Source organism: Desulfogranum mediterraneum DSM 13871 (genome assembly GCF_000429965.1).
GTDB classification, from domain to species: domain Bacteria; phylum Desulfobacterota; class Desulfobulbia; order Desulfobulbales; family Desulfobulbaceae; genus Desulfogranum; species Desulfogranum mediterraneum.
In genome coordinates, this window is sequence record NZ_KE387007.1 from 184124 (window position 1) to 199308 (window position 15185).

The following is a 15185-nucleotide window of genomic DNA, read 5'->3' on the forward strand; positions in this document are numbered from 1 at the left end:
TTTTGCACATAAATGTCACGTTTTTCGCCAAGGTGTACAATAGTGTAATCTTTTTCGCGCCAGTTTTTTTGCCTGGTTTTGACTTTTTCTCCCTCTATTTCAATTTCTTATCTGTTTTTTGTTTTTTCTGGCACAACACTTGAAAGCTAGAGCGTGAAGTGCAGCGCAAGGATCGTGGATTCAGGGGAGTCGCTTTTCTGCTTTTCTGTTTTCTGTAGAGGAGCTGAGCAGCCGGCCTCTCCTGGTGGCCGGCTCAGGCTGTGTCCTTGTCTCCAGGATGGGATGGCTTGACTGCTGCGTCTTGTTGTGAAACAAATGTTGCGAAACAAAAGCGTAAATCACAAAATTGTGAAGGAGGCAGGAGATGATCAACGCTGCAGATACCGCATTTATCCTCGCCGCGGCAGGCTTGGTGTTGCTGATGACTCCGGGCCTGGCCCTGTTCTATGCCGGCATGGTTCGCAGTGAAAATGTGCTGGGCACCATCATGCAGAGCCTGATCATGATCTCGATCATCTCCATCGAGTGGGTCTACATTGGTTACTCCCTCTCCTTTGGTCCTGATATCGGCGGGGTGATCGGCGACCTTTCCTGGTTTGCCCTGCGGGGGGTCACCACGGCCCCGAGTGCGGACTACGCAAGCACCATTCCCCAGCTGGTGTTCATGATCTATCAGTGCATGTTTGCGGTCATCACCCCGGCCCTGATCACCGGCGCCTTTGCGGAGCGGGTGCGCTTTGCGCCCTTTGCCCTGTTCAGTCTGCTCTGGGCTATCCTGGTCTACAATCCGGTCTGCCACTGGATCTGGGGCAGCGGCGGCTGGTTGGGAAAGATCGGCGTCCTTGACTTTGCCGGCGGCCTGGTGGTTCATGCCACCTGCGGCGTGGCTGCCCTGGTGGCGGTGATGATCATCGGTCCCCGCAGGGGGCATGGCAAGGTGAATTTCCTGCCCCATAATCTGCCCATGACCATGCTGGGCACTGGCCTGCTCTGGTTCGGCTGGTTCGGTTTTAACGGCGGTAGTGCCCTGGCAGCAGACGGGGTTGCAGCCACCGCCTTTGTCGCCACCCATCTTGCCGGGATGGCCGGGATGGCCATGTGGACCGTCCTGGAGTGGTTGAAGTTGGGCAAGCCGACTACCCTGGGGGCAGCCTCGGGGGCCATCTCAGGGTTGGCCACCATTACCCCGGCAGCTGGTTTTGTCGGACCCAATGCTGCGGTGATCATCGGTTTGATTGCCGGGCTGGTCTGTTATTATGCCGTCAACCTGAAGGCTCGATTACAGTTTGATGACTCCCTGGACGTGGTCGGGATCCACGGGGTAGGGGGCCTTACCGGAACCCTGCTGCTTGGGGTCTTTGCCTCCAGGGCGGTGAATCCCGGTGGGGTTGATGGCCTGCTTGCCGGTGGCGGCCTGGATCAACTTTTTTATCAGGGGCTGGGGATTGTGGTGGTCTGCGGCTATACTTTTGTGATGAGTTGGCTTATCCTGAAAGGGATTGATCGCTGGCTCGGCCTCCGCGTCAGTGTCGAAGCCGAAACCCAGGGACTGGATTACACCGAGCATTCGGAAACTGCATATAATTGATAAGGCCGGGGTTTCCCCATTCGGCTTGTGAACAGCAAGGAGACTCTGGGCCAGAGGTTAGCCATGAAAAAGATTGAAGCCATTATCAAGACCTTCAAACTCGATGAGGTCAAGGAGGCCCTGACCGGTATTGACATCAAGGGCATGACCGTGACCGAGGTCAAGGGCTATGGACGGCAGAAGGGACACACCGAGGTCTACCGTGGTGCCGAGTATGTCGTGGACTTCATCCCCAAGATCAAGATCGAGCTCATCGTCAACGATGATCAGGTGGATCAGGTGGTGCAGCTGATCGTGAAGGAGGCCCGTACCGGCAAGATCGGTGACGGTAAGATCTTTGTCCTGCCCGTTGAGCAGGTCGTCCGGGTTCGCACGGGAGAGGTCGATACCGAGGCCATCTGATGGAGAGGAGTCTGCGTTTTCATCAGGATGGGCTGGAGGATCTCTGGCAGCAGGGGCTCAGCGGCCATGCACTGCTGCAGCGCTATACGGATCTGGTCGATGGATTTATTGCCGACCATCTGCAGCAGGCCAGGGACAAGGTCCGGCCCGACGGCGCCATTGCCGTCATCGCCCTGGGGGGGTATGGCCGCTCCGAGCTCTATCCCTATTCGGATATCGATCTGCTGCTGCTCCATGATCGAGCCGCAGCCAAGAGCATGGCGGAGGTGGCAGAGGCGATTCTCTATCCCCTCTGGAACGAGGGGCTGGACGTGGGCCACAGTGTCCGTACGGTAAAGGATGCCATAAACTTTGCCGGGGAGGACTATATCTTTCAGGTGGCCCTGTTGGATGCCCGTCTGATCGGTGGCTCCGAGGAGTTGTTCGCAGAACTGCAGGGCAGGTACACCAAGAAGATCTTCGAGGGACGACGGGCCGCATTCGTGGTCTCCATGGAGGAGTTGCGCAGGCAGCGCCGGCAGAAATTCGGCAGCCATGCCTACCTGCTGGAGCCCCACATCAAGGAGGGCAAGGGCGGCATGCGGGATATCCAGGCCATGCTCTGGGTGGCCAAGGGGGTTTTCGGGCTGACAGATCTGGATGCCATCGCCTCCTCGGCCATGATCAGTGTGCAGGATCGCGTCTCCCTGGAAGACTCCTGGGACATGCTGGTCAAGGTCCGTAATAGGCTCCATTACCTGCGGCGGCGCAAGGATGACCAGCTGATCTTCGAGTACCAGGAAGAGATGGCCACGGCCTTTGGCTACCAGGAAGTGCACGGGATGCTACCGGTGGAACACTTCATGCGGGAGCTCTATGGCCACCTCCAGAACATCGCCGTGGTCACGGATATCTTTTTCGAGCATGTCCAGGAAGTGCTTGGCCTGGTCGGGAAAAATGAAGAAGAGCGGCAGCTGGAGCGCTTTGTGGTTGTCCGCGGCGATACCATCCGCTTGACTCGGATCGAGGCCTTGAAGGAGCGGCCCTATCTGTTGATGCGCCTCTTTCTGCTGGCAGGGCGAAGCGGCTATCCGCTCCATCACCGGACCCGGCAGGCGATCAGCACTTCCCTGGAGCTGGTGGATGAGCCCTTCCGGCGTTCCAAAAAGGTTGCCCGGATCTTCATGGAGCTGCTCGTTGAGAGCAGGGAGGTCTTTCCGGTGCTGGAGAGTATGTTGGTTTGCGGGTTGTTGCCGGCCTATCTTCCTGAATTTGCAAGCATCGAGTCCCTGGCCCAGCATGACCTCTACCACCTCTATACGGTGGACCGGCATCAGTTGCAGACCGTGGCCGAGCTCCATGGCCTCCGGCAGGAGCTGGGGGATCTTTTTGCAGAGCTTAGAGCTCCGCAGCTGCTCTACCTTGCCGCCCTGCTCCATGATGTGGGCAAGGGCAAGCAGAGCGATCACAGTGAGCAGGGGGCAGCCATGGTGACGGAGATCGGAAAGAGGATACAGTTAGCTGAAGAGGAGGTCGAGCTGCTCTCCTTTCTGGTTCGCTATCACCTCTTTCTCCCGGAAAATGCCCTGCGCAGGGACCTGAGTGACCAGCATTTTATCCAACAGAGTGCCGCCCTGATTCAGGACAGCCAGCGGTTGACCATGCTCTATCTGCTCACCATTGCCGATTCCAAGGCAACCGGCCCTGCAGCCTGGTCCAGCTGGAAGTCCAGCCTGCTCTCCGAACTCTACCTCCAGGTCAAGGCCTGCCTGGAGGCAGGCTGTGAACAGGAAGACAGCGCAGAACTCGGCGAGGAACAGGGGCTGGTCTGGTTGCGTGAGCAGCTGGAACAGGGACTTGCCCGTCAGGGCCAGGCCGAGATCGGGGTGGCTGCCCTGCCCGGGGCCTATCTGCTCAGCTTTACCCCGGAGGAGGTGTTGGAGCATCTGGCCCTCCATAAAAAACATCTGGGCAGGCTCCGGCAGCAGGTCTTGCTCTTTCCGGCAGCAGGAGCCGATTCCTGGTCCCTGTTGATCATGAGCCGGGATCGGAGCGGGCTGCTGGCCAAGTTGTGCGGGGTTTTGGCCCTCCACAACCTCCTGGTCCGTTCGGCCAAGATCTTTACCTGGCCGGACGGCACGGCGGTGGATGTGCTGGAGGTCAGCTCCCTGCTGGAGCGTGACTTCGTCGATCTGGACTGGGCGGCCGTGGAGCAGGATTGTAACCGGGCCATCAACTATCGTCTGGATATCGCCTACAAGCTCCATCACAAGCTGCAGCCCATCGGCATGGGCCGCTCCCGTCAGGTGCAGCAGCTGGAGCGAAAGATCGTAATCGATAACCAGATCTCCCGGCAACACACGGTCATCGAGGTCTATGGTGGAGACCGCTATGGGACCCTCTATCAACTGACCCAGGCCCTGGCGGATTTTAAGCTGGATATCCACAGCGCCCGGGTCGCCACCGAGGTGGAGCAGCTGATCATTGTCTTTTATCTGACCATTGCTGGGGCCAAGTTGTCAGATCCGGCCCTGCAGGCCAGGGTTGAACAGACCCTGCTGGACATTATCGGTAGTAAGGAAGAAGAACCGTTGCTCTCTGCCTGAGATCGTGCTGCGGCGAGCAACCGAGGTACCTGAAACTCATCCGGAGGCATCCGGATATACTTATCCCTTTAAGAACGAGGAGACGAACAATGACGCGTGACGAAATTATGCAAATCATAGAGGAAAAAAATGTCAATTTTTTCCGTCTGCAGTTTGTGGATATCTTTGGCTTCATGAAAAATGTGGCCATCCCCAGGAGCCAGATCGAAAAGGCCCTGGACGGGCAGATGATGTTTGACGGTTCCTCTATCGACGGTTTTGTCCGCATCAATGAGTCGGACATGTACCTGAAGCCGGATTATGATACCTTCACCGTCCTGCCCTGGCGGCAGGCCAACGGCAGCAACGCGGCCCGGATCATCTGTGATGTCTATAAGGCGGACGGCTCTCCCTTTGAGGGTTGCCCCCGGGTCAACCTGAAGCGGGTCCTGGCCGAGGCCAAAGACCTGGGTTACACCATGAACGTGGGCACCGAGAGCGAGTTCTTCCTCTTTGAGCGGGACGAGGACGGCTTTTCCACCACCGATACCAACGATGTTGCCGGCTACTTTGACGTGGATCCGGAAGACTCGGGGATCAACTGCCGCCGGAAGATCATCGAGACCCTGGAGGAGATGGGTTTTGAGATCGAGGCCTCCCACCATGAGGTTGCCGAAGGCCAGCACGAGATCAACTTCAAGTATGCCGATGCCCTGGCAGCTGCCGACAATACCATGACCTACAAGTGGGTGGTTCGTTCCATTGCATCCGAATTCGGCTTCCATGCCACCTTCATGCCCAAGCCGATCTTTGGGATCAACGGTTCCGGGATGCACTGTAACCAGTCGCTCTTCAACCTGGACGGCACCAACGCCTTCTATGATGAGAAGGCGCCCCTCCAGCTCAGCGAGGTGGCCTATAAGTACATTGCCGGCATCGCCAAGAATGCCAAGGGTTTTGTGGCCGTGACCAACCCCCTGGTCAACTCCTACAAGCGGCTGGTTGCCGGTTATGAGGCCCCGGTCTATGTGGCCTGGTCTGCCTCCAACCGTTCCGCCCTGATCCGGATCCCCGCCTCCCGCGGCATGGGTACCAGGACCGAGGTGCGCTGTCCGGATCCGACCTGTAACCCCTACCTGGCCTTTGCCATGATGCTCGACTCCGGCCTGGACGGCATCAGGAACAACCTGGAGGCCCCTGCGGCGGTGGATCTGGATATCTTTGAGATGACCCCGGCCGAGAAAGAGGCCGCAGGTATCGAGAGCCTGCCTGCCAACCTCCAGGAGGCGGTGGAGGCCCTGAAGGCCAACCCCATCGCCAAGCAGGCCCTGGGCGAGCACATCTTTGAGAAGTTTGTCGAAGGCAAGGAGGCGGAGTGGGATTCCTACCGCACCGCTGTCACCGACTGGGAACTCCAGAACTACCTGGATAACTACTAGTCTGCCGGCCTACAGTCTGCAGCGTTCCGGCAGTCCGGCCTTCAGGGCTGTGCTGCCGGTGTAGCCATGGGACAAAAAAAGGGTGTCTGCCTCCTGGCAGACACCCTTTTTGCGTATAGGGAAGGGAATGACTATTGTTTCGTCTTCCTCCGCAGCAGTCCGCTCAGACCGGCCAGTCCCAGGCCGAAGAGCAGGGAGGTGGCGGGTTCGGGTATCGGGGAAACCCGGCCTTCGATCACATCGTTGCCGCAGAACATGGTCCAGTGGATGCCAAGGCTGGTCACCTCACTGAACTCCTCTGGTAGATCCATGGTGATGGTGAGGCTGTCCATCGTCTTACCCCAGGTGCCGGTTGAGAGGGGCGTTTCAGGGGAAAAGGTTTGATACTGCCACTCTTGAGTATCTCGCAGGCTCCCTCCGGCAATGACCCCCTTGCCGACCATGACAGGAAGCAGTTGCGCGTCCCCGTCTGCCTGGAGTTGGATGGCGTAATTCCAGACCGTGTCGGTGTGGTCCTTGCTGTTTGCCTGGTAGTGGTTGTCAGCGCTCCCGGTTGGTTTCCAGCCTGCGGTTGCCAGAAAGAGGTTCCCCAAGGAGTATTCAGGCCTATTCATATAGGATGATCCGAAAAAAGCGGAATGGATGGTCACCTTCAGCGCCGCGCCGCTGAAGGCAACGTCCATGTGGGTGACATCAAAAACTCCCTCATCTCTGGGGTCGTGAACGTCCCCTGACGGCGTGCTGCCAGGGTTCCCCCAGTAGGAACTGGTACCGTCAGGATTTGGTCCAGGGCCTGCATGGTCGTAAATGGTGGCCGCCGAACCGCTGGCCGTAAGGCCGAACAGCAAGGCGGTGAAGGCCAGGGCGCCAATGGTGATAAGGTTTCTTTTCATAGCTGTTCCTCCTGTGGTACTGCTCTATCTCAACTCCCGACTGCCAACGTCCGGCCAGGGTGGAGTTTATTTTTTATCGTACTCTCATGATAATCTCTTAGAAATTTTCTACCATTGTACCTTGGTACAATAGACGAAGAATAGCCAGTGAATTATGCTAGAGGAAAGATGAAAACTCGTACTCAGCAACCGAGCGCACCGCCGGTTGTTGTCAGGTATTTGGAGGGAAAGAGATGGCTAACCAGGATATGCAGCAGGTAGGGACCAGTTTTATCGTCTACGGAACCGTGAAGGCGGTCGGTGAGGACGGCTTTGAGCGACTCCTTGCTCCCAACAGTCCGGTCTTTGCCAACGAACGGATTGTCACCGGTCCGGACGGCAGTATCTCCATCGTCTTTGCCGACGGTGAGATCCAACTGGACCTGGGCCGGATGAGTGAAGTGGTCCTGGATGAAGAGGTCTTTGCCGGGGAGGAGAGCGCCGGGGATGGTGCTGCCACGGTGGAAGACATCCAGCTTGCCCTGGAGGATGAGACCTTTGACCCCACCCTGCAACTGGAGCCTCCTGCCGCCGGCGGGGCCGCTGCAGGAGAGGGGGGCGGCGGCAGGAAGATCGTCAGCCTGACACCGGATCAGCTGGAGGTTACCCCTGAGGCGGATGCGGAGACCACCGGGATCGAGCTGGACTTTCTGGACGCCCCGGGGGTGGATATCCTGCCCACGGAAGAGGTCCCGCTGCTTGCCGTTGAGCCGGCGCCGGTCTTCTTTACAACACCTGCGGCAGTGACCCCGCCGGAAGACATCCCGCCTCCCCCTCCGCCCCCACCCCCATCAACACCCCTGGTTCCCGAGGCCAATGACGATACGGTCTACATCGAGGAGGGCTCGATGGGTGTTGATCAGGACGGCAGGCTGACTGTCAAAGGCAACGTGATCAGCGCGGAGCACAACAGCCAGTACCCCGGGGATCACCCGGACCAGAATCCCGATGTCAATGATGTGGCCGACGTGCCCATCCCGGGCGGCGACCTGACCCTGGTCGGGGTTTCCGGGGACTTTGCCCCCAACACGGTTTTTGCCTGGAATACGCCCCTGGCAACGGCCCAGGGGGGGACGATTACCTTTAGGCAGGACGGCAGCTACGAATATACGGCGCCGCCCTATATCCAGCACGAGGAGAGTGGCAAGGGCGACGGAACCCCTGATTTCGAGCAGTTTCGCTATACGGTGCAAGACGTCAACGGCCAGCAGGCCGAGGCAAACCTGACCATCAACATCACCGATACTGCTCCGGAAACCCAGGAGGCGGTCAACACCTTCTTTGTCTCCGAATATGCCGGCTATGACAACATGGTGGGCACCTATACCCTGGAAGAGGATGAGTTCGGCAACCTGATTCCGGTCTTCAAGACCATCGCCGATCCGGATCAGTCCCTGGATCAGATCCTGGTGGCCAGTACCAACGATGCCGTGGGTGGCAGCTTCAAGGAGGCCTCGCCCCAGCCCCTGGTCCATGAGGCCGATGCCGATGTGAAACTCTTTCTGGTTGCCGATGGCGCCGGGAGCTACAAGGATGGTGGCGGCAACACCGTGGATAGGATTCCCGCCGGCAGTCAGCTCCGTTTCGAGATCGACTATGCTGCCGATAATAGCGTGGAGGCGGCGCGGCTGCAGTACAGTAGTGATGGCGGGCTCACCTGGCAGGACTATCACGGACCCGGCCCCAACCCTGCCTACAACACCTACTTCATGGATCCGCAGTTCAATGCCGACGGCTTTGATCATTTCCGGAATGAAGAGGGGGATCCGATCAGCAGCCTGGGCGAGCTGGCAGACAACCCTGGCTATGAGATCCATATCGAAGATCTCTATGGGGGCGGTGACGAGGATCATTCCGATGCGGTGCTGCGGGTTGAAAAGGGCCCCACCGTGGACGAGAAGAACCTGGAGGACGGCAGTGCCCCTGACAGCAGTGCCCTGGAGGTGGGCGGCAACCTCTATACCGACGGCAACCTGGTGGTTGACGGCAAGATAGATCCGGGTGCCGATCCCCTCTCCATAAAGTTTGCAGGCCAGGGCGATGACGCCTTCATGAAACTCGACGGCAGCGGTGATTCCATCACCATCAAAAGTGCCACCGGCACCCTGACCATAAATGACGACGGCAGCTGGAGCTATGTCCTTGAGGACAACAGCATCGCCCATACGGACAACACGGCCGGGCGCGCCGACGGGGACAGTGACGTCGGCAGCGGTGATCAGGTGCAGGATGTCTTTAATCTGGTGGTGGAGGATATCGACGGCGATGCCGTCACCCCCCGGATCATCATCAACATCAACGATGACGGCCCTGAGATAGGCAACCCCCAGGATGCGATTCTTGGTAATGAAGGCGGCAATAGCGTAACCGGTGATCTGAGGGCCAGTTACAATGCCGACGGACCGGCTGAAAGCGCTGATGCCGGTCTCGCCGTAGCCATTACCGGATTTCCTGAACCAGGCACAAGTGATGACCCACGTACTGTGGTCGATGATAACGGCAATTATTTAACCTCCAACAACCAGCTTCTCTACTACCGGGATGATGGGGAAGGTGGTTTGATCGCAGGCTTTGAGGAAGGTGATAGTTTTCAGACGGTCTTCACCGTTAAGGTCGATGTTGATAGCGATGATAAGGCAACCTATACGGTCACCCTTGATGAAGAAAATTCCCTGGATGCCCCTTCCTCTCTTGACGATGAGACCGAGGGGAACAAGGTATCGGACCCAACTGTGACCTATCAGGCAACCATTACGGATGGAGATGGAGACCATGCCTCAACAGAGTTTGATGTGACCTTTGCAAATGGCCATCATATTAACGGAACCGACGATGATGAGGTGATCGCGGCAGGCTCTGGCAACGACTATATCCGTGCCGGTGGTGGCGAGGATGTCGTCGATGGCGGGGAAGGTAATGATGTCATCTTTGGTGAGGAGGGAGATGATACCATCAGTGGAGGTGATGGCCATGATACCTTGGTCGGTGGGAGCGGCAACGACAGCCTCTCCGGCGGGGAAGGTAACGATACCCTTGTGGGCGGCGACCAGAACGACGCCCTCTCCGGTGGCCCAGGCGACGATACCATCCATGGCGGCAGCGGTGACGATGCCCTAGCCGGAGACAGCGGTGATGATACCCTGGAAGGCAACGACGGGGCTGATCAACTCCAGGGCAATGCGGGTGCTGACACCATCAGCGGCGGTGCGGGCAGTGATACCTTTGAACAGCAGGACCTGGACGATAATGAGGTTGCAGACTATGATGCAAGTGTGGATACCTCTGTAGACGATCTGGTACCGCCGATTACCCCCTGAGCCGGGAGAGGCATCCTTTGGCTCTCCAGACGGGCATTGCCATGGCGGCAATGCCCGTTTTTTTATGGCTACTTTGAAAAGTGAGATTTTTCGATCAAGATCAAGGCATGGGGAAAAAGTAGCACAGGCATATAATAGATATTTCGAGGATACATTTTTTATTATAACGCAGAGCTTTGAAGAAAAAGCAACGTTTCAAGATCGCCTCATGCCCTGTTGACCAGCAGGGCCAGGTTGAGCCGACCCCTGGTGGCGGTCTTGGCATAGATGGCGCTGAGGTGGGCCTTGACGGTGCGTTCGGTGATCCCCAGTTGGGCGGCGATCTCCAGGTTGGACAGCCCCTCGGCAACCAGGCCGGCGATCTGGTACTCCCGGTTGGAGAGCTGCTCCAGCAGTGGCGGGGTGGCCGTGGCCTCGCTACCGCTGGTGTCGGCGGGGGGCGTAGGCCTTCCGGCCATGATCAGGCGCTGCATCAGCTTCTGGTTCACCCAGACCGAGCCCGCGCCTATGGCGTTGGTGGCCTCGACCAGGCGCTGCGGATTGATGTAGCTGTTGGCGTAGCCCACGATCCCGATGTGGAGACAGGCAAGCCCCTCTTCATCGTTGGGCCGGTCGGAGAGGACAAAGACCCTGCTCTCCGGCAGGGCCCTGCGCAGCTGCGCCAGGGTTGCCAGGTCCATCATCGCCTGGTGAATGAGCAGGACCTCAAAGCGGGTTTCCTGGAGGAGGATCTTCAGGTCCGCTCGGGTGGTGGCCTGGGTGACCAGATGGTGGCTGTTCAGGGCGCTGTCCCAGCGCTGGCGCAGGGCTGAGTTGTTACAGCAGAGGAGCAGGTTCATTCAACGTTCTCTCAGGGCGGTCTGCTGGGCGCGGAGCACCGGCTTCAGCAGGTAGGATAAGATGGTCTTCTTGCCGGTGAGGATGTCGACGGAGGCCACCATCCCCGGGATAATCGGCAAGGGATCGTCGTCGCTGCCGAGGTAGTTGCGTTGGGTCCGGAGCCGGACCAGGTAAAAGGCGTTGCCGTGTTCATCGGTAAGGGAGTCGGCGCTGATATGTTCCAGTCGCGCCTCCAGGCCCCCGTAGATGGTAAAGTCGTAGGCCGTAAATTTGATCATGGCCTTCTGGTCGGGGCGGAGAAAGGCGATATCTGCGGGCTTGATCCGCGCCTCGATCAGCAGGGTGTCCTCCAGGGGCACGATCTCCATCAGGTCCATGCCCGGCTGGATGATGCCGCCGATGGTGTTGACCAGCAGCTGGTTTACCGTTCCCCGTACCGGGGAGCGGACCTCGGTTCGCTTGAGTCGGTCCTTGAGGGCAACGGAGGTGGCCGTGAGTCCCTCGATCTTGGCATAGGCATCGTTGAGTTCACGCTGGGCTGTGTTGGAGAAGCCGAGCTGTTCCTCCTCGATGGCCTGCTGGGCCTCCGTGATCTTGGACCGTATCCTGGGGATGGCCAGGCGGGTGGAGGTAATTTCACCGCGCATCTCGCTGGACTGACGCTCCAGGTGGAGCAGGTCGACCTCTGAAACCGCTCCCTGGGCAACCAGTGGGGTGGTGATGGTTATCTCCTGCTTCAGCAGCCTGTAGGTGCGGTTGAGTTCCTTGAGCCTGGCCTGCATCTCTTTGAGTTCCTGCTCTTGCTGGGTGTGCTTCTCCCTCAGGATCTGCAGCGAGGCCCTAAGCTCCCGCTTGCGGGAGTTGTAGAGCTGCTCTTCCCTGCTGCCGATTTCCGGCTTCTCCTCCATCACCTCTTGGGGGATCACCAGTTCGCTATGATCGGTCTCTGCCTCAAGCCTGGCGATCTTGGCCTTCAGCGCCAGATAGTTGGCTCGACTCTCCAGGTATGGGGCGGAAAATCTGGTCTTGTCGATCTCCAGCAGCAGCTGACCAACCTCCACGATGTTGCCGACATTGGCGTGCAGCTTGGAAAGGATACCGCCTTCCAGGTTCTGGACCACCTGGATCTGACGGGAGGGGATAACCTTACCGCCCCCTCGGGTTACCTGTTCGATTTCGCTGATCGCTGCCCAATAGAGGGCCAGAGCAAAGAAGAGCAAGGTCAGCCAGAGGATAAATCGTCCTCCCCGGGGAGACTGCACCAGCATGGTGGTCCTGATATCGGTCACCAGATCGACATCCGGGGCCGGCATTCGCCTGAATATTCCTGGTTGGTTGTTGGTGTCTTTCTTCATGGGCAGGGCCTAAAACTGGATTTGGCCGCTGCGCATGGCACTGAGCACCCTGTCCCGGGGGCCGTCTGCAATGATAGCGGCATTGTCGATAATGATGATCCGGTCGACCAGGTCGAGGAGCGAGGCCCTGTGGGTGATCAGGACCAGGGTCTTGTCCTGGAGGATGGGGTCGAGTTTTTCCTTGAGCTTGGACTCGGAACGGTTATCCATGGAACTGCTCGGCTCGTCAAAGACCAGGATAGGCGGATCGTGGAGCAGGGCTCTGGCAATGGCCACACTCTGGCCCTGGCCGCCGGAAAGTCCCCGCCCCTGCTCGCCGATAGCCATATCAAAGCCCTTGGCATGTTTGCCGACAAAGGAGGTGACCCCGGCGAGTTCGGCCGCACGGAGGATGGTCTGGTCGTCCACCCCGGTTGAGCCGAGGACGATATTTTCCTTGACCGTGCCTCGAAACAGGGTGATGTCCTGGGGCACGTAGCCGATAAAGCGGCGGAGCTCGGCAGGATCGATCTGGCGGATGTCGGTGTCATCGACACAGACCGTACCTTCGGTGGGTTCATAGAGGCCCAGGAGCAGCTTGCCCAGGGTGGTCTTGCCTGAACCGATTGGCCCGATCAGGGCAACCTTCTCCCCGGGTGCGATGCTGAAAGAGATGTTGTTGAGTGCCTGGCTGCTCTGTTCGGGGTAGCTGAAGCCGATGTTCTCCAGGGAGAGCTTCCCGGTGCAGCTGCTGCGGTGGAGAAAGGTTTTTCCAGGCGGCCGTTCAACCGGCAGGCGCATGATCGTGTTCAGGGTGGCGAGTGCCGCCCTGGCCTGGTGAAACCTGGTGGTCAGGCTGACCACCTGGGACATGGGGGCAATGGCCTGGCGGGTAAGGATGACCAGGGCGATCAGTCCGCCCTGGGACATCTCTCCGCCGGCGATCCGGTAGACCCCGGCAACCACCACCGCGACCACCGCCATGTTGAGGATGAAGTCGGCAAAGTGATTGACCGAGGAGGAGATAAAGCGGGAACGTGCACTCCACTTGGCAATATAGCTGACCGCCTCTTCCCAGGCCCGTTGGATCTGACTCTCCGCCCCCAGCATCTTAACGGTCTCCAGGCCGGAGAGCCCCTCCACCAGGATGGCATTTTTCTGAGCTGCGGCCTGGAAGCTCTTTTCCACGGCCTTTTTCAGGGGTATCTGCACGGCCAGGGCATAGAAGGCCAACAGGGCAATGGCGCCAAGATGGATATACACCATCGCTCCGCCCAGGTACCAGACCGCCAGCAGGCCCAGGCCCATGAAGGGCAGGTCAATCAGGGCCGTGATCGAAAAAGAGGTGATAAAATCCCGGATAGATTCAAATTGCTGCAGGTTTTTGGAAAACCCGCCAATGGATTTCGGGCGGACCTCCATCTTGAGGCCCATCACCTTCTGGAGCAGGGCTGCCGAGATCTGGAGGTTGGCCTTCTTGCCGGCCTCGTCGACAAAGTAGCCCCGTAAGCCCTTCATCAGGAGGTTGAAGAGGTAGACCACGCCAATGCCGGTGGCCAGTACCCAGAGGGTCTCAAAGGCAAGGTTGGGGATGACCCGGTCGTAGACGTTCAGGGTGAAGAACGGACCGGCCAGGCCGAATAGGTTGATCAGAAACGAGGCCAGCAGCACGTCCCGGTAGATACGCCAGGAGGAAGAAAAGGTGCCCCAGAACCAGTCTTTTCGAGGCGCCTCCTGGGGAGCATCCTGCTGTTCTTTCCTGAAAAGGGGGCGGGCAAAGATGGTGTAGCCGGCATAGTAGCTGTTGAGCAGCTCCAGGCTCAGGGTCTCTTCCCCCATGCCGGTCTCGGGCAGGAGGATGCTTGCCCTGTCGCCGGCAGGATCGATCTGGGTGAGGATGCAGGCCTTGTGATCGTTCAAGAGGAGCACCGCCGGCAGGTGCAGATTATGGATCTCTGTCAGGGGCCGCTTGACCACCCGAGAGGAGATGCCGGCGCGTTCTGCTGCCCGGGAAAAGAGTTCTACGCTCAGCCTGTTATGCACCAGGGGTAAACCGGCCCGCAGGGAGGTTCTGGAGGCGGGCAGGTGGTATAATTTGGTCAGCTGGATCAGGCAATCTGTGAGCGGGTCGTCGGTGGTCTCACCGGCATGCTCGGGCAGCCACTGGGGCGGTGGATCTTGAATTTCCGTTTCACTCATAACTGTAGGTCTATTCCGGGACTGAAGAGGGGGAGAGTCTGCGATCTTGTCTGATCAGGTCCGACTGTGTTAGTATCAAGTAAATCATACCCACTCCATTATGGTCAATAGTTGCTTGGGAAGTACTATGTTATTTGTTGAACGGGATGAACACGGTGCAATCGTTGCAATACGTCAGGGAACAGCCGGAGCGGACAGGGAGCCGGTCTCCTTCCTGGATGATGAGGTGCTCTCCTTCTTGAAGGAGTCTGGTGAGCTTGACGCCCTCTCTCAGATGCTCGCCCTCTCGGACAACAGCCTGATCCGGGTTCTGGAAGATCTTGTTGACCTGCTGATCTCAAAAAAGATTATCCTGTTCACCGACCTGCCCCAGGAGGCGCAGGAGAAGATACGGGAGAGAAAGCGGATACGGCAGCACCTGAGCAAGGACGACCTGATGGTGGCGGATATCCTCTAGGAGTCGACTGCCTGCTGGTGTCCGGCCAAAAATGAGTCATTTCGCTCAAGGTCAAGGGTCGCGAAAAAATCGCAGGCATATGTTTGATAATTCAGCTGATATTTTAAAAATTT

At 58.4% G+C, this 15185-nt stretch carries 10 protein-coding genes; 6 read left to right on the plus strand and 4 right to left on the minus strand.

Annotation, left to right across the window (positions count from 1 at the left end):
• The first annotated feature begins 364 nt into the window (after nt 1-364).
• From G494_RS0120240 to glnA, 4 genes are all read left to right on the plus strand, one after another.
• Nucleotides 365-1588: an ammonium transporter gene (locus tag G494_RS0120240; protein ID WP_028585977.1), complete on the plus strand. Its 1224-nt coding sequence runs from the start codon at nt 365-367 to the stop codon at nt 1586-1588.
• Nucleotides 1589-1651: 63 nt separating this feature from the next.
• The gene (locus G494_RS0120245) at nt 1652-1990 is read left to right on the plus strand and encodes a P-II family nitrogen regulator (protein ID WP_028585978.1); all 339 of its coding nucleotides are present in this window, start codon (nt 1652-1654) and stop codon (nt 1988-1990) included.
• The gene (gene glnD / locus G494_RS24720) at nt 1990-4575 is read left to right on the plus strand and encodes a [protein-PII] uridylyltransferase (RefSeq protein ID WP_084457150.1); all 2586 of its coding nucleotides are present in this window, start codon (nt 1990-1992) and stop codon (nt 4573-4575) included. The genes G494_RS0120245 and glnD overlap by 1 nt, the downstream gene beginning before the upstream one ends.
• An 89-nt stretch (nt 4576-4664) precedes the next feature.
• A complete protein-coding gene (glnA, locus tag G494_RS0120255) occupies nt 4665-5993 on the plus strand; it encodes a type I glutamate--ammonia ligase (protein WP_028585979.1) in 1329 nt (442 codons plus the stop codon).
• A 131-nt stretch (nt 5994-6124) separates the two neighbouring features.
• Here glnA and G494_RS0120260 read toward each other — a convergent pair whose 3' ends face one another.
• Complete coding sequence (locus G494_RS0120260; protein ID WP_028585980.1) at nt 6125-6886, minus strand: PEP-CTERM sorting domain-containing protein; 762 nt, start codon at nt 6884-6886, stop codon at nt 6125-6127.
• 233 nt (nt 6887-7119) lie between these two features.
• On the opposite strand from G494_RS0120260, the gene G494_RS25885 reads away from it, so the two are divergent.
• A complete protein-coding gene (locus G494_RS25885) occupies nt 7120-10242 on the plus strand; it encodes a retention module-containing protein (protein WP_051305918.1) in 3123 nt (1040 codons plus the stop codon).
• A 206-nt stretch (nt 10243-10448) separates the two neighbouring features.
• Here G494_RS25885 and G494_RS24730 read toward each other — a convergent pair whose 3' ends face one another.
• The 3 genes from G494_RS24730 to G494_RS0120280 are packed head-to-tail and all read right to left on the minus strand — an operon-like array spanning nt 10449 to nt 14615.
• Nucleotides 10449-11081, minus strand: a complete 633-nt coding sequence (locus tag G494_RS24730) for a LuxR C-terminal-related transcriptional regulator (protein WP_051305919.1) — start codon at nt 11079-11081, stop codon at nt 10449-10451.
• Complete coding sequence (locus G494_RS0120275; RefSeq protein WP_084457152.1) at nt 11082-12437, minus strand: HlyD family type I secretion periplasmic adaptor subunit; 1356 nt, start codon at nt 12435-12437, stop codon at nt 11082-11084.
• A 9-nt stretch (nt 12438-12446) separates the two neighbouring features.
• A complete protein-coding gene (locus G494_RS0120280) occupies nt 12447-14615 on the minus strand; it encodes a type I secretion system permease/ATPase (RefSeq protein ID WP_028585982.1) in 2169 nt (722 codons plus the stop codon).
• A 127-nt stretch (nt 14616-14742) separates the two neighbouring features.
• Between G494_RS0120280 and G494_RS0120285 the strand changes: the two genes are divergently transcribed.
• Nucleotides 14743-15072 (plus strand): hypothetical protein, encoded by a 330-nt coding sequence (locus tag G494_RS0120285; RefSeq protein WP_028585983.1) that lies wholly within the window; start codon nt 14743-14745, stop codon nt 15070-15072.
• Nucleotides 15073-15185 lie beyond the last annotated feature (113 nt).

Coding starts and splice junctions, on each gene's coding strand:
- G494_RS0120245 (WP_028585978.1), top strand. CDS start 1,652: ATGAAAAAGATTGAAGCCATTATCAAGACCTTCAAACTCGATGAGGTC.
- glnA (WP_028585979.1), top strand. CDS start 4,665: ATGACGCGTGACGAAATTATGCAAATCATAGAGGAAAAAAATGTCAAT.
- G494_RS0120260 (WP_028585980.1), bottom strand. CDS start 6,886: ATGAAAAGAAACCTTATCACCATTGGCGCCCTGGCCTTCACCGCCTTG.
- G494_RS25885 (WP_051305918.1), top strand. CDS start 7,120: ATGGCTAACCAGGATATGCAGCAGGTAGGGACCAGTTTTATCGTCTAC.
- G494_RS24730 (WP_051305919.1), bottom strand. CDS start 11,081: ATGAACCTGCTCCTCTGCTGTAACAACTCAGCCCTGCGCCAGCGCTGG.
- G494_RS0120275 (WP_084457152.1), bottom strand. CDS start 12,437: ATGAAGAAAGACACCAACAACCAACCAGGAATATTCAGGCGAATGCCG.
- G494_RS0120240 (WP_028585977.1), top strand. CDS start 365: ATGATCAACGCTGCAGATACCGCATTTATCCTCGCCGCGGCAGGCTTG.
- G494_RS0120280 (WP_028585982.1), bottom strand. CDS start 14,615: ATGAGTGAAACGGAAATTCAAGATCCACCGCCCCAGTGGCTGCCCGAG.
- glnD (WP_084457150.1), top strand. CDS start 1,990: ATGGAGAGGAGTCTGCGTTTTCATCAGGATGGGCTGGAGGATCTCTGG.
- G494_RS0120285 (WP_028585983.1), top strand. CDS start 14,743: ATGTTATTTGTTGAACGGGATGAACACGGTGCAATCGTTGCAATACGT.